The sequence below is a fragment of the Halococcus hamelinensis 100A6 genome (assembly GCF_000336675.1).
In the GTDB taxonomy this organism is placed as follows: domain Archaea; phylum Halobacteriota; class Halobacteria; order Halobacteriales; family Halococcaceae; genus Halococcus; species Halococcus hamelinensis.
Genome location: NZ_AOMB01000032.1, coordinates 53,975 through 72,306 on the forward strand (window position 1 = coordinate 53,975; position 18,332 = coordinate 72,306).

An 18,332-nucleotide genomic window follows, 5' to 3' on the forward strand; every position below is an offset into this window, starting at 1 on the left:
CCGACGATGAGGGGCGGATATGAGCGATTTCGACCTGGACCTGCAGGCCATCGAAGGCGAGATCGACGAGGCGGACGGCGCGGCGACACGGGTCGTCCTCGGCGTGCTCGACGGTGGAACCCCGAAGTCCGACTGGGTCGCCGAGGTCGAGTCGGGCGGCGTGCTCGTGCTCGCGGTCGAGGGCAACCTCAACCGGCTCGCCGGCGGCTTCGCGCGCGACGTTCGCGAACTCGGTGGCGAACTCATCCACTTCCGACAGTTCCTGATCGTGACTCCGCCGGGCGTCAGCATCGATACCGACCGACTGGGGTAACTCGGCAACCCTGCCGTCCTCGCGATGCGGGGCGGACGGAACCATTATTCGGCCGTCGCGTGTATCCCGCCCATGGAATTTCGAGACCGGGTAGCGGAGGCGAGGGATACGGCCGCGACCACCGCCTCCGATGCCAGAGAGACCGTCTCCGAGAAGGCCGACGAGGCGAGGGGGAGGGCCTCCGACGCCACGGGAACGGCATCGACCGTGGTCTCGACGGCGACCGAAGCGGTTTCGAGGAGGGCCGACGACACCAGGGGACGGATCACGGCGAGGCTGCCCGACCGGGTGGTCGACGGTTCGGTCGTGAGCGAGCGGGTCGGGAACCGGCCGTCCGTCCACCGGTTGACGTCGGTGTCCTACGAACGATTCGCGCTGCCGGACGTCCACGTGCGGCCGGCTATCGAGCGGAGCGGTGGCAGGGCCGTCAACGCCGCGCGAGAGGCCAACCTCCGACGGGTGTTCCGGTTCGGGAAGGACGGCTTCGCGTACGGGAAGACGGTCGGCGACTACGTTCCCATCGTCGGCAGTTACCTCCCCTACGTCGGGTTCGCGACGGGTCTCGGGGTCGGCGTACTGGACGACATCGACGTCCTCACGGCCGACACGGTCGCCGAACTCTCCGCGTCGTTCTCGACCGCGCTAGAGGAGGTCGTTCGACGTGACGGCGAACCCACAGAGCGCCCGGTCACCGACGACGTCACCGATCCCGCGTACGAGGAGCGGGGATCGGACGGACCGCGGACGCTTCTGGAGATGGATTTCGAGGAGTTCGCCGGCAAGCGGTGACGACGGGACTCACACGAACGTCAGGGAATGGCCGTCCGGGTCGCGGACCCGGATCCCATCGCCGAGGCGCTCCGCCGACGTGACCGAACCCTCGACGGTTTCGAGCGCCGCTTCGGGGTCCGGATACCGAAACCCGCAGTCGACGTGGACGCCGCCGCGGGCGTCCGCCAGCCCCAACTGGGGTTCCCAGAGCTCGAGGTCGAAGCCGTCGCCACGGAGGCGAACCCGTCGGCGCTCGCTTCCGCGGTCCACCATCTCCATCCCGAGCGCGGTGTAGAAATCCTCGGCCCGATCGAGGTTCACGACTTCGAGCACGACCTCGAAGACGCCGACGACGCCGGAGCCCTCGCCGTCCGACTCGCCGAGTTCGACGCAGTTCCCGTCGAGGTCGTAGAAGTACAGCGAGCGCGCGTCGCCGAAGGCGTGTTCGTCGAGGTCGAACGTTCCGGCGAGTCGGTCGTACCACGCGTCGTACTCGGTCCGGGGAATCGAGAGCGCGTAGTGGGTGTGGAGGCCGCCGCGCGGCGGACCGGTGGGTCGGCGGAGCACGAGGTCGGTCTCGCCCGCCGCGAACGCGACCTCGGTGTCGGTTTCGCGGGCCACGTCGAGTCGGAGGTGGTCGCGGTAGAACGCTGTCGCGCGGTCCAGTCGCTTGACTTCGAGGGCGAGCCAGTCGAGCGCGGGCTGCATGGCCCCCGGACGGGTCGTGGGGGCATAACTCCCGCCACCGACGGCCTCATCCCACGCGCCCCCGAAAGGAGAGTCATGCCGATGAAAGGTTCCGGCCGAACGGGCTACGAGGAGATCGACCGGTTCGAGGGCGGCGTCGGCTGGCTCGCCTACCCGGACGAACGCATGGAACGCGCGAGCCACGCGCTCACGACCGACGAGGGCGTCTGGCTGGTCGACCCGGTGGACGCCGAGGGGCTCGACGACCTGCTCGCCGAGGAGGGCGAGGTCGCGGGGGTCGTACTCTTGCTCGACCGCCACGAGCGCGACGCCGCGGAGCTCGCGACCCGCCACGACGTCTCGGTCCACATTCCGTCGTGGATGGCGGGCGTCGCCGACGACATCGACGCCCCGGTCGAGCGGTTCTCCGGCGAACTCGGTGAAACGGGCTACCGTCTCCGGATGGTCGCGACGCCGCTCTGGCAGGAGGCACTGCTCTATCACGAGGACGAGGGAACGCTGGTGGTGGCCGAGGCGGTCGGTACCTCGGAGTACATGCGGACCGGTGACGAGCGCCTCGGGGTCCACCCGATGCTTCGCCTCCTGCCGCCCCGCCGGTCCTTTCGGGACCTCTCGCCCGACCGGGTCCTGCTCGGCCACGGGGCCGGCGTCCACGACCACGCGAGCGCGGCGCTCTCCGCGGCGCTCTCGGGGTCCCGTCGGCGCGCACCCGCGCTGTACGCGAAGGCCGCACGGCTGTTTCTCCCCGGATGACCGCGGGCGCGCCGCCCGCCGACGGTCGGACCGGCCGATGAGGACCGTCCACGCGACCCGCGGGCTGGTCGACGGGCTGCTCGACTTCGCGCGCGAGGCCGAACCCGAGGCGGTGACGATCCCGCTCGCGACCACGCCCGCGGGCGAGTTCGCGCCCGACCTCCCGCCGGAGACGCCCGTCTTCACGCACTTTTACTTCCCGGAGGCCGGCGGTGCGGTCTCGGCGGTGTTCGGGATGGACCTCGGGGTACCGGCCGGACAGACCCAGGGCCGGTTCGTCTCACATCCCCAGGGAAAGCTCGAACTCACCAAGGCCGACGACCTCCACGGGACGGTCTTCGTCGCGGTCGCGCCGTGGGAACGCGCGTCGCTCGCGGCCTTCGGGCGCGACGGGCGGAAGAAGTCGCTCGAACTCGTCGACGCCGAGCCACCCGAGGAGTTCGTGGACTACCCGAGGTAGCCCAGATCCCGGAGCTGGTCGGTTATCTCGTCGAACTCCGCCTCGGTGAGTTCGCCCTGTTGTTGGTGTTGGATCACGATGCTTCGGAGGAGGAAGCGAACGAGGTCGCTGGTGCTCGAAAAGCTGGTGCCCTCGATGGTCTCCTCGACCCGGTCGGCGAGGTCCTTCGGGATCGAGACGGTGGTGTAGTCGGTCATAGGGGAGGAAGTACAGTCCACCGGATAGTCGTTGTGCACTGGCCGGAGGGTTTTCCTCGCCCGAGCCGTACGGCAGGTATGGCCGCGCGCCCGCCCCAGGATGACCCCGCCGAACCCGACGCCATCACGTTCGGGATCGCCGCGCTCGACGGTCGCCTCGCCGAAGCCGACCTCACCTACCCGACGGACGCCGCGACGGTCGTCGAGACCCTCGGCGACCCCGAGATCCCCTGTGACCCCTCCGGTCAGACGGTCGCGCTCTCGACGGCGCTCGACGAGGCGGGTCCAACTCGATTCGAGGACGAGAACCGACTGCTCGACGCGCTCCACCCCGTCTTCGAGGAGCGCCGGCAGTCCGCGTCCACGGGGTTGCTGGCGCGGCTCCGGGCGCTGTTCTAGTCGCGTTCCGCGCCGACGCGTTCGGCTGGCGGGTCGGTCGAGGGGTCGCGCTTCGGTGACCGGTCCGGCTCGTCGGCCGATTCGACCCGCTCCACCGGACCGCCGGGCCGGCGGTAGTCGTCCGTCCGTGAGCGGTCGGTCGCCTCCCGGTCGAGCAGCGCCTCGAACCGTCGGGTCTGCTCGCGGTTGATCGCGAGGATCATATCCGAGAGCACGCCGAAGATCACCAGCTGGACGCCGACGATGATGGCGAAGGCCGCCGCGACCGCGAGCACCTCGTGGGAGACCCGGAGGGTGACCCACTCGACGAAGACGTAGGCCGCGACGGCGGTCCCCGCGATCCCCGAGAGCACGCCCGCGCTCCCGAAGTAGAAGAGGGGGTTGTTGGTCTTCGCCAGCCGGTAGAGCGTGAGGAGGATCTTCGCGCCGTCGCGCACGGGTCTGAGGTTGGTCTCCGAGTTCTCGGGGCGGGCGAGATACTCGATCGGCACCACTGCGAGGGGGACCCCGTGTTTGACGCACTCGACGGCGAGTTCGGTCTCGATGCCGAAGCCGTCCGCCGCGGGGTTGCACTGCTCGAACGACTCGCGGGTGAACGCACGATAGCCGCTCAGCACGTCGCCGACGTCGCGACCGTGGATCGAGCGAAACGCCCGGTTGATCAGTCGGTTCCCGACGCCGTTGAACCGGGTCATCGCACCGTCGGCCATGTCGGCGTAGCGGTCGCCGACGACGTGGTCGGCCTCGCCGGAGAGAAGGGGTTCGAGGAGCGCCTCGGCGTCGGCCGGGCGGTACGTACCGTCGCCGTCGAGCATCAGGAGGTAGGGAGCCGTCGAGCGCGCGACGCCCTCGCGAACCGCCTGGCCCTTGCCGTTGCCCCGCCCCCGTCCGGACTGCTCGACGACGCGTGCACCGTTCTCGCGTGCGACCTCGACCGTGTCGTCGGTCGAGTGGCCGTCGACCACGAGCACGTTCTCGAAGCCCCGTCCGCGGAACTCGCCGACGACGTCGCCGATCGTCGCGGCCTCGTTGTAGGTCGGGATCAGCACGCAGACGTCGCCGCGGTCGACCATTTCACCCACGTCGGCGACCCACGCGCAAAACCCTTCGGACTCGGTCGGACGCCGCCTCGCAGCCGCTGCCGACGGAAAACGTCCTTCGGCGACGAATGACAGCGCGTTTAGGGGCCTGGCGACGAAGGGGCGGCCATGAGCGACCCGACGGGGACCCTCGACGACCTGGGTCTCACGGAGTACGAACGGCGGGCGCTGGCCGAGCTGTTCGAGCTCGGTCGGACCACCGCGCCGACGCTCGCGGGAGCGACCGGGGTGCCGAAAGCGCGGATCTACGGAGTGCTGGAATCGCTCTCCGACCAGGGCTTCGTCGAGGTGATACCCGGGCGGCCGAAGGAGTACCACGCCCGGTCGCCGGCGGAGGTGCTCGACCGCGCGACCGAGAACCGCCGACGGGAGTACGAGGCCTTCCGCGAGGCGGTCGAGGGGTCGCGTGAGGCCTTCCTCGCGGAGTTCGGCCCGCGATACGACGACGCGGCCGAGAGCCGGGACGACGAACTGTTCTCGGTCGTGGACGTCGGCGAACCGAGCGAGGCCGAGGCGCGCCGGCTCTACCGTACCGCCGAGACGGAGGTCAACGTCATCACGACGAGTTTCGAGTACCTCCCGACCGTCGAGACCGCGCTCGCCGAGGCCCTCGACAGGGGGATCGAGGTCCGGGTGCTCATGCTCCACCCCGACCACATCCCGGGCGGGGGACGCTCGCCCGCGGAGAAACGCGAGGTGCAGGCCGGGATCGTCGACCGCCTCGCGACGGCGTACCCCGCGGTCGAGACCCGGTTTTCGAGCGGCAAGCTCCCGTGGCGCGGCACGTTCTGCGACCCGAGCGCGGCCTACGATTCGGGCGAAGCGGTCCTGCTCGTCGAGGAGAACGACGTCCCGGACGCGATCCGGCAGGCGGCCATCACGAGCAACGGCTCGTTCGTCGCCGGTCTCGAACGCTACTTCGAACTGATCTGGGACCACGAGAGCCTGGCCGAGTATCCGGACCCGTCGCCCTCGGATCGACCCGGGTGACTACGTCCGTTCGTCCTCGGTGTAGCCGAGCGCCGCTAGCCGGTCCTCGACCGCCGCAGACGCCTCCTCGCGGTCGGTCGAGTTCGTGGACTGGGGCTCGCGGGTGTGTCGGTCGGTCGCGCTCGTCACGAACCACGGCACCTCCCGCAGCACGTTCAGGGGAACGTTCGGGTGACCGTAGATCCCCCACTCGCCCGCCGCGTTGCCGTGGTCGGCGGAGATGGCCACCCGCTCGGCATCGAGGTTTTCGAGGAGGCTGGTCACGTCGTCGAGGACGTATCGGAGGTTCGCGGCGTAGGCGCGCCAGACCTCCCGTCGCGTGAACTCGCCGCGCCGGAGGCCCTGCCACGCCATCTCGCGACCGTCGCGCCACTCGTCGAGGGTCGAGACGTCGCCGAGCGGGCGCGGCACGCTCGGGAAGTGTGGCTGCATGTAGTGGACGACGAGCCGGCCGTCCGAATCGAGGTGGTCGCGGCCCGCCTGAATGGCGCGGTCGGTCACGGTTCGTGCGGGCACGATCCCCGCCTCGTCGTCCCAGCCGTCGCGCCAGACCTCGTCGAGCACGCGAAATCGCTCGGCGTCGAGATACTGGTGGGTGAACGGGTTCGCGCTGACGTGGACGGTGTTCGCCATCTCCTCTTCGTACTCGTCGGTGAACGTCCGCTCCAGCCACTCGTAGGAGGTCGATCCCGGCGAGCGGTGCGTCCCCGGCGAATCGAGGAAGTCGTAGGCGGGTGCGGTTCCTCGAAGGAGGTCGGCCCGACAGCCGTCGAGGATCAAGAGGGCGTCCCACTCGCGGTCGTAGACGTTCACGCCGGGGTCGACGAAGCGGTCCGCCCGCCGGAGCGCGCCGACCCGGAGTTCGTAGGCGCTCTCGTGGACGCCGGCCATCCCATCGCGGGCGACCCGCGCTCGGGTCTCGTCGATCCAGTCGGCGAGCGTCATCGTCTCGACAACCTCGATCCACTCCCAAAGGTCTGTCGGGGTCGGCTCGGTAGGACCGACTCAGCGGTAGCCGAGCGCACGGAGCCGCTCGTCGATCGCGAGGCGTTCGGTCTCGACGCCCTCGGATTCCGGGAGCCGTCTCGCGAGCGCACGGAGTCGGTCCGGGTCCGGGTCGTCGACCGGCGCGCGTTCGGCGGGGTCGGCGGCGAGGTCGTAGTATTCGGGTCCCCAGTCGCGGTTCGGGTACTCGACGTACTTCCCCGTCGAGGTTCGAAGGGCCCGAACCCAGTTCTCCTTCCCGCGGAGCGCCGCCCCACAGGCCCGGATGTAGGCCTCGCGGTCGTCGAGTTCCTCATTCGCCGGATCGAGCAGCGATTCGCCGTCGACGTCCTCGCTTCCGTCGAGCCCGAGGGCGTCGAGCAGCGTCGGGTAGAGGTCCACCTGCCGGCAGACCGCGGTCTCGCGACCCGGTTCGATGCCGGGCCCCGAGAGGACGAGCGGAACGTTCGCGACGTGGTCGAAGACCGTCTCGCCGTGGCCGTTCTCGACGAAGTGGTCGTGGATCGACGCGGGCGCGAGGGCCTCCGCGAGGCGGTCGAGCCGTCGTTCCATCCCCCGGGTATCGACGCCGAACTCGTAGCGGGCCTTGTCGCGGGCGCGTTTCGCGACGCGGCGGAGGGGGTTGTGTCGCCAGGTGATGCTCTCGCCGTGGTCGCCACAGAGCGCGACCACCGTGTCCTCGGGAACCGATTCGAGGAGCCGTTCGAGGGAGGGGTCGAGCGCCGAGAGCGCCCGCTCGTAGGGCCACCGGCCGTTCTCTCGACCACGGAACTCCGCCGGCACCGTGATGGGTTCGTGGAGCTCCCAGAGGTGGAGATAGCAGAAGGAGGGTTTCTCGGTCGCGAACAGGGAATCGAGTTCGGTCGGTTCCCAGCCGTCGAAGAGCGACTCGGTGTTCTCGCGGTAGCGATACGTATCGAACCCCCGGTCGAGGTCGGTCTCGGCCACCAGCGGGCCGGTGACGAACGCGGCGGTGTCGTAGCCCGCTACGGAGAGCCGCTCGGCGAGCGTCGAGACGCCGGGCGCGAGGCGGGCTTCACGGAGCGAGCGCACGCCGTTGCCCTCGGCGTACCGACCCGTCATCATGCTCGCGACGCAGGGGGTCGTCGTGGTGGCCGACGCGAAGCAGTTGGCGTACGAGCGCCCACCGGCGACGAACGAGTCGAGAAACGGGGTCTCGCCCCAGCCGTCGTCGACGGCGTCGCCGCGTAGGCAATCGACACAGAGGAGAAGCAGGTTCGGCGTGTCGGGCATCGAGTTGGTGGGGGTTGCGGGCAGGCGGGCTTCAAAACATCGATGGGAGCGGGATCAGCGGACGGGAAGGTTTCGTCGGACCGTGGCGCGAAACCGGTTCGAGAGCCCGACGAGCCCGGCGAAGTAGACCGCCCCGCCGACCGCGACCAGCCCGACCGTCCAGGGAACGCCGGAAGGCGCGAAATTGCGTGCCACGAGAACCACGACACCCATCGCGACGGCGGCGGCGACCTGGTTCGCGAGTTCGCGGGTGGGTATCGGGACGGCGACGAGCCGTCGGAGAAAGTAGTAGCCGAGGACGAGCCCCACCGCCGCCGAGGTCGCGGTGGCGACCGCCGCGCCGAGCCAGCCGAACGCGTAGACGAGCGCGAGGTTGAGGACGAGGTTGGTGGCGACGAAGACGACGTTGACCCGGAAGGCGGCGTCGGGGCGGTCGATCGCCGCGAGGACGTTGGTGAGCTGGGACTCGTAGACGTAGAGCAAGCGCCCCACGACGAGCACGACGAGCACGGCGTAGCCCTGGACGAACTCCGGGCGGTAGATCGCGAGCACCCGGTCGCCGACGACGAGACAGCCCACGAGACCGGGCACCACGAACAGCCCCGAGAAGGCGATCGAGTCGTCGATCAGGCCACGGATCGCCTCCCGGTTCTCGGCGCTCGACAGCCGGCTGATCGCGGGAAAGAGGGTGGTGCTCACCGACGCACCGAACACCGCGAGGACCGAGGCGAGGTTCCAGGCGACCTCGTAGATCCCGATCCGACTCGAACTCACGGCGAAGACGGGGACCGCGAGCACGAGGGTGTCCATCGAGGCGAAGGTCCGGGATTCGAGCCCCGAGAACCACGAATATTTGGCGTAATCGAGCATGCTCGCGACCTGCGCACGGGTTGGGAGCTGCGGTCGGAGGCCGAGGAGCGCGATCCCCACCATGCCCGTGACGAATTCCGCCGCCGCGAAACCCGTCAGGAGCCACTTGACCGTCCCGAGCCCCACGACCACGACCCCGATCTGGAGGAGACCGCGAAGCAGGCGGTCGAACGGGCCGAGCAGCGAGGAGAGGTCCACCCGATGACGACCTTCGAGCGCGGCTCGGACCTGCCACACCAGGAGTCCAGTGAAGAGGAGGACGACCAACAAGAGTGCGGCGTCGGTGCGGAGATAGTCGTTGACCGGCCCACGGAAGACCAGGATCGCCGCGGCGAGGACGACGAACGCGAACGTCTGGAGCGAGAGCCCGCCGCCGAAGAATTTCGCTTCGTCTGCTCCCTCGCTGATGCGCTTTCGGGTCGCCATCTGGATGCCCTGGCCGCCGAGGACCTTCCCCCAGACCACGACGGCCGCGACGAGGTAGTACTCCCCGAGCACCGCGCTCCCGAGTTCGCGCGCGAGGTAGATCGTCACCACGAAGCCGAAGACCGAGGTCGCGACCTCCGAGACGAAGTTGACGACGGAGGTCTGGCCGATCCGCATCAGCGACTCACGGGGTTCGTCCACGCGTCCCTAGCAACGAAAACCGGCGGGGGAGACACGTGCGTCATCACTCCGCGTAGCCGAGGTCGCGGAGGCGCTGTTTCGTGGTCTCGTCCATCTCCACAGTCGAAAGGTCGTCAGCGGTCGCGGCGATCGTCCGGCGGTGGTCGTCGAGGACCGCCTCGATGCGCTCGCGTTCGTCGGGGTTGTCGGCCGCGACGTCCCGCTCCTCGCCGGGGTCGGCTCGGAGGTCGTAGAGCGCGCCCACCCCGTCGCGTTCGACGTACTTCCAGCGGCGGTCGCGGTAGGCGTAGCGGTGTTCGCCCTCGCCCGTGTTCTCGGCCGACCAGTCGCCGACGACGTGCTCGCGGGGCCACTCACCGGTTCCGTCGAGGAGCGGCCGGAGGCTGTGGCCGTGGAAGGCCTCGGACTGCGTGCCGCCCGCGTAGTCCACGATGGTCGGGGTCACGTCGAGCAGGCCCACGATCTCGTCGTGGGTTTTCGGCTCGCTCGATTCGGGACCGAGGTCGACCACCAGCGGGACGTGGAGCACCTCGTCGAAGAAGGTCTGTGAGTGGCCGAACTGCCCGTGCTCGCCGAGCGCCTCGCCGTGGTCGGCGGTGAGCACTATCACGGTATCCTCGCCCCACGAATCGCGAACGGAGTCGACCAGCCGACCGATCTCGGCGTCGGCGAAACGGGTCTCGGCGTCGTAGAGGTCGATCAGGGTCTCGCGTTCGTCGGAGGTGAGGTTCTCGGGTTCCTCGACCATCGTCCGGCGGAGGCGCACCGCCTCGCGTTCGTCCACCGGGTCGAGTCCCAGGGCGCGCTGGTGGCGCTCGGGCGGGAGGTAGGGGTGGTGGACGTCCATGTAGTGCACCCAGCCGAATCGCGGGCCTCTATTCTGGCTTTCGGCCCACGCGAGCGCCTTGTCGGTGATCTCGTCGGCGCGGACGTAGGCCGAGCCGAAGGAGAGGCCGGCCTCCTTCTCGGCGGTGTCGACCGCGCCCGAGAGGAGTCGGTAGAGCGCGCCGTCCTCGTCGAGCCGGCGCTTGACGACCTGCTTGAGACGGGCGATCCGTCCGGGGTCGGTCTTCGAATCGAAGAAGTGCTCGAAGCCGCGGTCGTAGCCGAACTCCGCCGAGAGGTAGAGGTTCGAGTGAAAGCCCGCCGTGCGACAGGCGTCGGGGAGCGCCTCGGTGACGAGGGTCTGCTTTTCGGAGACGCGTTCGTAACCGCCGTGCATCAGCGCCGTCGCGGAGGTCAGGATCGAGGGGAAGGAGGCCCGGGTCGCACACGCGTGGGCGAACGCGTTCTCGAAGCGGTGGCCGCCGGCCGCGAGGGCGTCGATGGCGGGGGTCGTCTCGCGCCCGTAGCCGTAACACCCGAGATGGTCGGCTCGGAGCGAGTCGACGGTGATGAACAGCACGTCTCGCATCGTTCGTTTCGAGTCCTCCCCACGGCTTTGAGTACCTTTCCCTCCGTCGTCGGCCGGGTTTTCGGTAACGAAATTACCTCGGTGGGAGGCCGGTGCGGCCACGGTGCAGTGGTGGTGCGGTTGCGGTACGGATGCTGTGGCGCGCGCTCGCGTCGGTGCGAACGAAGTCGTTCGAAAGGCGCTTCGCGCCTTTCGTGATGACGAGAGAGCGAAGCTCTCTCGAACCATGAGCGCCGACCGCGAACATTGTGCGAGGGATGAGTGAGCGACCAGAGGGAGCGAACGAATCGGCTGGGGAGGCGTGTGGCCCTCGTGGGGCGGTAGCAGGGCGGTCTCTCGTTTGTGTCGGGATTCGTCGTCGCGGCGTCAGTCACCAACTATCCACCCACTCGTGCACACCATCCCCGAACGGAAAAGCCGTTAACCCGCGCTCCTAGATGTCGTACCAAGACTCGTGCCGAAGACAGTCACACTGCCACGCTCGCTCCAGACAGGAGCGGGCCCGCTCGTCTCCGTCGTCGTCCCGACCTACGGCGACGCCGAGTACCTCCCCGAAGCGCTCGAATCCATCGCGAACCAGACCCACGCGAACCTCGAACTCGTCGTCGTCGACAGTTCGGGAGTGAGCTGGCTCCGAGAGCTCGGCGAACGCGTCGAGGGCTTCGAGTACATCGAACAGGAGCCCCAGGGTTTGGCGGCGGCGCGGAACCGGGGGCTCGACGCCGCCACTGGCGCGGTGATCAGTTTTCTCGACGCCGACGACCGGTGGTGCCCGACGAAACTCGAAAGACAGCTCGCGGCGCTCGATGACGGTGCCGATGTCGTCTACTCGGACGTCTCCCTCCTCGAAGGCGACTCGAAACGCTACCAGTCGGCGTTGCCGGTCGAGAACCCGGAAACCCATCACGTCGACTTCCTCTACGAGGGTGGGGTGCCGATGCCGACCGTCGTCGCCCGCCGGGAGTGCTTCGCCGCGGAACGGTTCGACGAGAGCCTGCCGGCCGTCGAGGACCGCCACCTCTGGGCCCGGCTGTTCGCCCGCTATCGGCCCGCCCGGGTGGCCGAACCGCTCGCGTGCTACGCCGTGCGCGAGGACTCGATGAGTTCGGACGCCGAAACCATGTACGACTCGGAGCTCGCGGTGGTCGCGGACCTCTGTGACCGACTACCGGGACTCGACTCCCATCGCGCGGCGCTCGAACGCAAGGCCGAGTACAAGTACGGGAAACGGCTGCTCCGGGTCGGCGACGCCGGGGCTGCTCGTGCCCCGCTCCGGGCGGCGCTTTCGGGCGAACGGTCCGATCCTCGACTCCTCGTACTGCTCGCGGTCGCGTACCTTCCGTTCGGCCACCGACGAGTACTCCAGCTCCTCGAACGTCTTCAGGAACGCCGGCGATAGGTGTTACCGTTTTCCTGCGCCGACGACGCGCCTGATGACCTGCGCGTAGCCCTCGGCGATCCGTGCGTAATCGAACTCCCCGACGTGGTCGCGAAACGCCTCGACGTCGCGCTCGCCCGCCCGTCCCACCGCACGGGCGACGCTCTCCGGGTTCGGGTCGCAGCACTCGACGAACTCGCCGAAGCGGTCCTCGACGCGACCGTGGAGCCCGACGGCGGGGAGACCAGCGGCGGCGTATTCGAGGATCTTCAGAGTGTGGGGGTCGTCGACCAGCGCGACTCCCGCCTCGGCCGCGTGGAGGTAGCCCGGAACTCGCTCGTGGGGCACGCTCCCGAGGAAGACGACGTTCTCGCGCTCGGCGGCGGCCCGTTCGACCAGCCCTTCGAGCGACCCCGTCCCGAGCACCGCGAGGGTCCAGTCGTCGAGGCGATCCATCGCGCCGAGGAGGGCTTCGACGTGATAGATCGGTTCGAGCCCGCCGACGTAGATCGCGAGCGGGGTCTCCGGACCGACACCGCTCTCCGCGAGGTGTGCTCGTGCGTCCGCGACGATCCCCCTGTCGGGGTCGGCGAACGCCTCGAAGGCGACCCCGAGGTCGGTCTCGGTCGCGGCGCGGGCGTACCGCTCGACGCGCGGACGTTCCTCGTCGTAGACGTAGAGCGTGTGGTCGGCGAGCCGAAAGGCGACGTTCTCGGCGAGGCCCACTCCGAACGAGAGCGCGGTGCCGTGGGTCTCCGCGAACTGGCGGATCGGGTCGACGTGGTCGACGACCAGTGGAACTCCCGCGAGCTTCAGTCCCGCCCCCGCGAACGCGCCGGCCCGCGTCGTCCCGACCACCACGTCGTACTCGGCGCGTTCGCGAAACGAGGACAGCGCGGTCCGCGGGGTCGTGCCCCGGAGCGTGACGCGAAGGCCCTCGTCCCGGAGGTGCTCGGCGATCCGGCGACGACCAACGCTGATCGTCTCGGGCTTGTCCGGCGTGAGCCAGAGCACGCGGATCGAGTCCTCGTTGGTGTCAGCCATCGTCGGACTCCGCGGGACGGTATCGAAGCATCGCGTAGACGTATCCGAACCCGACGAGACCGGTGAGCAGGACGAGCGTGACGAGTTGACTCGCGCGTTCGCGCGACGGGTGCCGAACGAGGCTCGCGAATCGGTGGGGAACGAACTCCGTGAGAAGCGCTCCCAGAAACGCGCTCTCCTCGCCCGTCGAGTCCGGCACGAACGACTCCATCGCGCGCTTCGAGTAGCCCTGCCAGAACGCCCGGCCCGCGAGCCACCGCGGGTCCGTCCGGTAGGCGAACACCTTGTGGCCCACGAGCGCGTCGGGGTCGTACCACACCCGTTCGCCGTACTCGCGTTCGAGCCGGGCGCAGAGTTCCGTTTCGCCGCCCTGGAGCTTGTTGTTCCCCTTCCGACCGCCGATCTCGGTGTCGAAGCCACCCAGACCGAGGAAGACCTCGCGGCGAAAGGAGAGGTTCGAGCCGTTGGTGTTGCGGACCTCGCCCGGACGGTGTTCGTCGCCAGCGGGGCCGAACCCCCGGTGGGTGACGCCGACGAGCCAGTAGAACTCCGCCGGGAGGAACGTCGGTCGTCCGGCGACCCACTCGGGGGTCATCCGACCGCCGACGGCGAGCGCCCCCCGCGTCTCGTAGGCCGCGACGAGGCGGGCTATCCACTCGGGGTCGGCCCGCGCGTCGTCGTCGAGGAAGGCCACCACGTCGCCGGCGGCGACCTCGGCCCCCGTGTTTCGGCTTTCGAGCAGTCCTCTGTTTTCGTCGTTCTCGTGGATCGTGACGTCGTCGTGGGTGCCGTAGGTCTCCCGAACCCGGTCGGCGAGCGCGGGGTCGCCGTCGACCACCACCACGAGCTCGGCGGGGTGGGTGTTGGCGAGCACGCTGTCGGCGGCGGCCCGGAAGTCCGAGAACAGCGCCGGGTCGTAGCTACAGAGCACCACTGACACCCGCATGTGCCCGCTGGGATCGGTCGCGGCATAGCCCTTTTCGTTCGGTCGTCGAGCGGGGAGAGGGCTTCCGTCGGGCGTTTCACAAGCTTTATGCGCGTCTTCTTGCTGGGATGGACAATGAGCCAACGCCGGGAACGCCTCGCCGATTCGGTTCCCGACCCGGTTCTCGACGCGGTCGAGTCGTGGTATCACGTCCCGCTTCTCCTCCTCCTCGTCGCGTTCATGCTCTGGATACGGGTCCGCAACTGGCGGAACTTCATCGTCGACGGCCAGGTCTACTTCAGCGGCAACGACGCCTGGTACCACCTCCGGCAGGTCCAGTACACCGTCCGACACTGGCCCAGCACGATGCCGATGGACCCCTGGACCGGCTTCCCCGAGGGCGCGACGGTCGGCCAGTTCGGCACCCTCTACGACCAGCTCGTCGCCACGGCGGCGCTGGTCGTCGGCGGCGGCAGTCCGTCGGCCCAGACCACCGCGCTCACGTTGCTGTTCGCGCCGGCGGTGCTGGGAACGCTGGTGGCGGTCCCCGCCTACTTCCTCGGCAAGCGGTTCGGCGGGCGGCTCGGTGGGCTGGTCGGGGTCGCGATACTCGCGTTCTCGCCCGGCTCCTTCCTCTCGCGCTCGATCGCCGGCTTCTCCGACCACCACGCCGCCGAGGTGTTCTTTCAGGTCCTCGCGGTCGCGCTCCTCGTGGTCGCCATCGTGGTCGGCGAGCGCGAGAAACCGATCTACGAGCAGTTCGTCGAGCGCGACGTCTCGAGCCTCCGAAAACCCGTCGGCTGGGCGGCGCTCGCGGGCCTCGGTTTTACGCTCTACGTCTGGGCCTGGCCGCCCGGCGTGCTTCTCGTGGGGGTCTTCGGCGTCTTCCTGCTCGTGGCGCTCCCCCTCCAGTTCCTCCGGGACGAGAGCCCCGAACACCTCGCGATCGTGGGCGCGGTCTCGCTCGGTGTCGCCGGCATACTGCTGCTCGCGACGTTCGACACCACCGAGGTCAGCGCGTCGAGCTTCTCGCTGCTCCAACCGCTGCTCGCGCTCGTCGGTGCGGTCGGCTGTGTCTTCCTCGCGTGGCTCGCACGCGTCGTCGAGCGCAGCGAGTATCCCAGCTACGCCTACCCCGGAACGATCCTCGGGCTGTTCGTCGCCGTCGTGGTCGTGATGGCGGTCGCACTCCCCGACTTGCTCGACTTCTTCGTGAACCAGCTCGTCCGTACCATCGGGCTGGGGTCGAACGCGACCGCCCTCACCGTCGGGGAGGCACAGCCGCCGTATAACGCGGGCGCTCCGTTCGGTCAGGCGGTGGGCCAGGCCGTCGGCTTCCTCTTCAACTCCTACGCGTTCGCGCTCGTCGGGGGTGCAGTTGGTGCGGCATTGATGCTGTTCGGCCTCGCGCGTGGCCGACTGAAACACCGAACGGCGGCCGGGTTCGTGCTGCTCTGGACCGGCTTCATGCTCGCCGCGACCCTCACCCAGTCGCGGTTCGATTACTACCTCGTGACGCCGGTCGCGGTGCTGAACGCGTACCTCGTCGGCTGGGTCGTCGGCTACTTCGCCGAGACCGACGCCCGCGCGACCCTTCGAAGCCTCCACCTCCGCCAGGTCCTCACCGTGTTCGTGGTGGTGCTGTTCATCACCGCGCCGCTCGCGGTCGGCGGAAACGCGGGGGCGGTGACCTCCGCCGGGAGCTACGCCGACGGGAGTTCGACCCCCGGATCGACCATCCAGGGCTGGGACGGGGCGCTGGAGTGGCTCAACACCAGCACGCCCGCCGAGGGCACCTACGGCGGCGCGGACAACGAGATGGGCTACTACGAGCGCTACGACCGCACGAACGACTTCGAGTATCCGAACGGCTCCTACGGGGTGATGTCGTGGTGGGACTACGGCCACTGGATCACCGTGCTCGGCCATCGGATCCCGGTGGCGAACCCGTTCCAGCAGAACGCCCACGAGGCCGCGAACTTCCTGCTCGCGCCGAACGAGTCCCGCGCCAACCAGATCGCGAGTTCCCCCGAGGGGTCGGGCGACCGGTACGTGATGATCGACTGGCGGATGGGTGACGTCGCCGGGGGTGCGCTGTACACCGTGCCGTACACCTGGTACAACGACGGCCCGATATCGCTCTCCGACGACGTGTTCGTGGTCGCGAACCAGTCCTCGGGGAACCAGTTCATCGCGTACAACCAGCGCCACTACGAGACGATGCGAACCCGGCTCTACGCCTTCCACGGCTCGGCGGTCGAACCCAAACCGGTCGTGATCGACTACGACACGACGCAGGCGACCTCCAGCGGCGTGCAGGCCGCGGTCGCGACCGGCGGCCATCCCACGGTTCGGCGGTTCGATAACATGAGTGCCGCGCGCGCCTACGTCAGGAACGACAGCACCTCCCAGATCGGCGGCGTCGGGAAGTACCCAGAGGAGTACGTCCCCGCGCTCCAGCACTACCGGCTGGTCAACGCGACGGAGACGAGCGGTCTCCTGAGCTCGCAGTCGTTCTATCAGTCCCTGATCAACCAGAACCAATCGACGGGACTGAGCCCGAACGAGCTCTACGCCACCCCGCAGAACTGGGTCAAGACCTTCGAGCGGGTCGACGGGGCGACCGTCGAGGGACAGGGCCCGCCGAACAGCACCGTCGAGGCCAGCGTCGAGCTCCGGATGCCCGCCTCCCCGGTGCTCAACGACACGTTCACCTACACCCAGCGGGCGAACACCTCGGCCGACGGCTCGTTCACGATGACCCTGCCGTACTCCACGACGGGCTACGACCGGTGGGGCCCGGAGCAGGGCGCGACCAACGTCTCGATCCGGGCGACGGGCCCGTACACGTTCGAGACGGCGGGCGCGAACGACACCCGGTCGAGCACGACCGTCGACGTCCCCGAGGGCGCGGTGATCGGGCGAACCGACGGCCCGGTGACCGTCGACCTCCAGCGGGGGTCGGCATCGGGCTCGAACGCGACAACGAACGCCTCGACCGCCTCGGAACGCGCTCCCGTCGCTGAGACGACCGCCGCGAGCGTGGTACGATGAGCCGCCGGCGCTCCGTGCGGGCGCTGGTCGTCGTCTACCTCAAGGGCATCTTCATGGGCGCGGCGGACGCGGTCCCGGGCGTCTCCGGCGGGACGATCGCGCTCATCACGGGGATCTACGAGCGGCTCATCGCCGCGATCACCGCGCTCGACCCGCGGGCGCTCCGCTACCTCCCGCGGCTCCACCGCCGGACCGGCCGCGCCGCGTTCCGCGACGCGCTGGTCGAGATGGACATCCCGTTCCTGATGGCGTTAGGACTGGGTATCGCGACGGCGCTGGTCACCGTCGCACGGCTCATGGCGTACGCGTTCGAGACGTACCCAGCCTACGTCGCCGCCCTCTTCTTCGGGCTGATCGCCGCCTCGGCGGTCGTCCTCTACGAGTACGTCTCGCTCGATACGCCGCGCCGAGTCGCGGTTGCGGTGTTCGGGTTCGTGCTGGCGTTCGTCGTCTCCGGTCCCGAGGTCGGAAGTTCCTTTTCGAACTCGCCGACGATCGTCTTCTTCGCGGGCACGATCGCCATCGCCGGGATGATCCTCCCGGGGATCTCCGGAGCCTTCTTCCTCTACGTTCTCGGCCAGTACGAGTACCTGAGCAACACCCTCACGACGTTCACGAACCGGCTCGCCGGCTTGCTCTCGGGAGGGTCGGTCGGCGGGTTGGTCGAACCCGGCATCGTCATCGTCGCGTTCGGGGTCGGCGCGCTCATCGGCCTGTTCTCGATCTCGTACGCCATCCGATGGGCGCTGGCGAACTACCGCGCAGCGACCCTCACGTTCCTCGTGAGCCTGATGGTCGGCGCGCTTCGCCTTCCGGTGACCGACGTTCTCGACCACACTTCGAACCCGAATCCGACGGTGATCGGGACGATCCTGGTCGTGGCCGTTCTCGGCGGCGTGCTCGTGCTCGTCGTCGACCGGTTCACCGAGGATATCGAGTTCTCCTGATACGGCGCTCGAATCGACATTTTTCGATGTTCAAATCGTAGTATTATGGGTACGACTCGTCATAGCCGACCGGCAGTTGCAGGCTCAACCCGAAAGGGGTCGACGAGTGTTCGAATAGATGGA

At 68.9% G+C, this 18,332-nt stretch carries 18 protein-coding genes; 9 read left to right on the forward strand and 9 right to left on the reverse strand.

Features of this window, described 5'->3' with window-relative positions; translation table 11 throughout:
* Window positions 1–19: 19 nt before the first annotated feature.
* Both C447_RS10840 and C447_RS10845 read left to right on the forward strand, forming a co-directional pair.
* Entirely contained in the window at window positions 20–313 is a 294-nt protein-coding gene (locus C447_RS10840) for a DUF5779 family protein (protein ID WP_007693813.1), read from the forward strand.
* 72 nt (window positions 314–385) lie between these two features.
* Window positions 386–1,102, forward strand: a complete 717-nt coding sequence (locus tag C447_RS10845) for a hypothetical protein (RefSeq protein ID WP_007693814.1) — start codon at window positions 386–388, stop codon at window positions 1,100–1,102.
* Window positions 1,103–1,111: 9 nt separating this feature from the next.
* Here the strand turns inward: C447_RS10845 and C447_RS10850 are convergent, their stop codons facing one another.
* Window positions 1,112–1,792, reverse strand: coding sequence for a VOC family protein (locus C447_RS10850; RefSeq protein WP_007693815.1), 681 nt, complete (start codon window positions 1,790–1,792; stop codon window positions 1,112–1,114).
* Window positions 1,793–1,867: 75 nt separating this feature from the next.
* Between C447_RS10850 and C447_RS10855 the strand changes: the two genes are divergently transcribed.
* A complete protein-coding gene (locus C447_RS10855) occupies window positions 1,868–2,545 on the forward strand; it encodes a hypothetical protein (RefSeq protein ID WP_007693816.1) in 678 nt (225 codons plus the stop codon).
* 37 nt (window positions 2,546–2,582) lie between these two features.
* Window positions 2,583–3,005 (forward strand): hypothetical protein, encoded by a 423-nt coding sequence (locus C447_RS10860; RefSeq protein WP_007693817.1) that lies wholly within the window; start codon window positions 2,583–2,585, stop codon window positions 3,003–3,005.
* On the opposite strand, the gene C447_RS10865 is transcribed toward C447_RS10860, so the two are convergent.
* Window positions 2,993–3,202, reverse strand: coding sequence for a ribbon-helix-helix domain-containing protein (locus C447_RS10865; protein ID WP_007693818.1), 210 nt, complete (start codon window positions 3,200–3,202; stop codon window positions 2,993–2,995). The two genes, C447_RS10860 and C447_RS10865, sit on opposite strands and share 13 nt — an antisense overlap.
* A gap of 78 nt (window positions 3,203–3,280) precedes the next feature.
* On the opposite strand from C447_RS10865, the gene C447_RS10870 reads away from it, so the two are divergent.
* A complete protein-coding gene (locus C447_RS10870) occupies window positions 3,281–3,601 on the forward strand; it encodes a DUF5789 family protein (protein ID WP_007693819.1) in 321 nt (106 codons plus the stop codon).
* Here C447_RS10870 and aglJ read toward each other — a convergent pair.
* A complete protein-coding gene (aglJ, locus tag C447_RS10875; RefSeq protein WP_007693820.1) occupies window positions 3,598–4,674 on the reverse strand; it encodes an S-layer glycoprotein N-glycosyltransferase AglJ in 1,077 nt (358 codons plus the stop codon). The genes C447_RS10870 and aglJ overlap by 4 nt on opposite strands.
* Before the next feature lie 135 nt (window positions 4,675–4,809).
* Between aglJ and C447_RS10880 the strand changes: the two genes are divergently transcribed.
* Window positions 4,810–5,691 (forward strand): TrmB family transcriptional regulator, encoded by an 882-nt coding sequence (locus tag C447_RS10880; RefSeq protein WP_007693821.1) that lies wholly within the window; start codon window positions 4,810–4,812, stop codon window positions 5,689–5,691.
* Here C447_RS10880 and C447_RS10885 read toward each other — a convergent pair whose 3' ends face one another.
* From C447_RS10885 to C447_RS10900, 4 genes are read right to left on the reverse strand one after another with little or no spacing between them, the layout of a single operon-like run.
* Window positions 5,692–6,636 carry an alkaline phosphatase family protein gene (locus C447_RS10885; protein ID WP_007693822.1) on the reverse strand — a complete coding sequence of 315 codons (945 nt, stop codon included), beginning with the start codon at window positions 6,634–6,636 and terminating at the stop codon, window positions 5,692–5,694. It abuts the gene before it with no gap.
* A 60-nt stretch (window positions 6,637–6,696) separates the two neighbouring features.
* Window positions 6,697–7,950, reverse strand: coding sequence for a sulfatase-like hydrolase/transferase (locus tag C447_RS10890; RefSeq protein ID WP_007693823.1), 1,254 nt, complete (start codon window positions 7,948–7,950; stop codon window positions 6,697–6,699).
* A 54-nt stretch (window positions 7,951–8,004) separates the two neighbouring features.
* Window positions 8,005–9,447, reverse strand: a complete 1,443-nt coding sequence (locus C447_RS10895) for a lipid II flippase MurJ (protein ID WP_007693824.1) — start codon at window positions 9,445–9,447, stop codon at window positions 8,005–8,007.
* 43 nt (window positions 9,448–9,490) lie between these two features.
* Window positions 9,491–10,861, reverse strand: coding sequence for a sulfatase (locus C447_RS10900; protein ID WP_007693825.1), 1,371 nt, complete (start codon window positions 10,859–10,861; stop codon window positions 9,491–9,493).
* 454 nt (window positions 10,862–11,315) lie between these two features.
* Between C447_RS10900 and C447_RS10905 the strand changes: the two genes are divergently transcribed.
* Window positions 11,316–12,260 carry a glycosyltransferase family 2 protein gene (locus tag C447_RS10905; RefSeq protein ID WP_007693826.1) on the forward strand — a complete coding sequence of 315 codons (945 nt, stop codon included), beginning with the start codon at window positions 11,316–11,318 and terminating at the stop codon, window positions 12,258–12,260.
* A gap of 3 nt (window positions 12,261–12,263) precedes the next feature.
* On the opposite strand, the gene C447_RS10910 is transcribed toward C447_RS10905, so the two are convergent.
* Together C447_RS10910 and aglG are read right to left on the reverse strand one after the other, a co-directional pair.
* Window positions 12,264–13,283: a glycosyltransferase gene (locus C447_RS10910; protein WP_007693834.1), complete on the reverse strand. Its 1,020-nt coding sequence runs from the start codon at window positions 13,281–13,283 to the stop codon at window positions 12,264–12,266.
* A complete protein-coding gene (gene aglG / locus C447_RS10915) occupies window positions 13,276–14,229 on the reverse strand; it encodes a glucosyl-dolichyl phosphate glucuronosyltransferase (protein ID WP_007693836.1) in 954 nt (317 codons plus the stop codon). Before aglG ends, C447_RS10910 begins: the two co-directional genes overlap by 8 nt.
* A gap of 114 nt (window positions 14,230–14,343) precedes the next feature.
* Between aglG and C447_RS10920 the strand changes: the two genes are divergently transcribed.
* Entirely contained in the window at window positions 14,344–17,262 is a 2,919-nt protein-coding gene (locus C447_RS10920; protein WP_007693838.1) for an oligosaccharyl transferase, archaeosortase A system-associated, read from the forward strand.
* Window positions 17,259–18,209 carry a DUF368 domain-containing protein gene (locus tag C447_RS10925; RefSeq protein WP_007693840.1) on the forward strand — a complete coding sequence of 317 codons (951 nt, stop codon included), beginning with the start codon at window positions 17,259–17,261 and terminating at the stop codon, window positions 18,207–18,209. Before C447_RS10920 ends, C447_RS10925 begins: the two co-directional genes overlap by 4 nt.
* Window positions 18,210–18,332 lie beyond the last annotated feature (123 nt).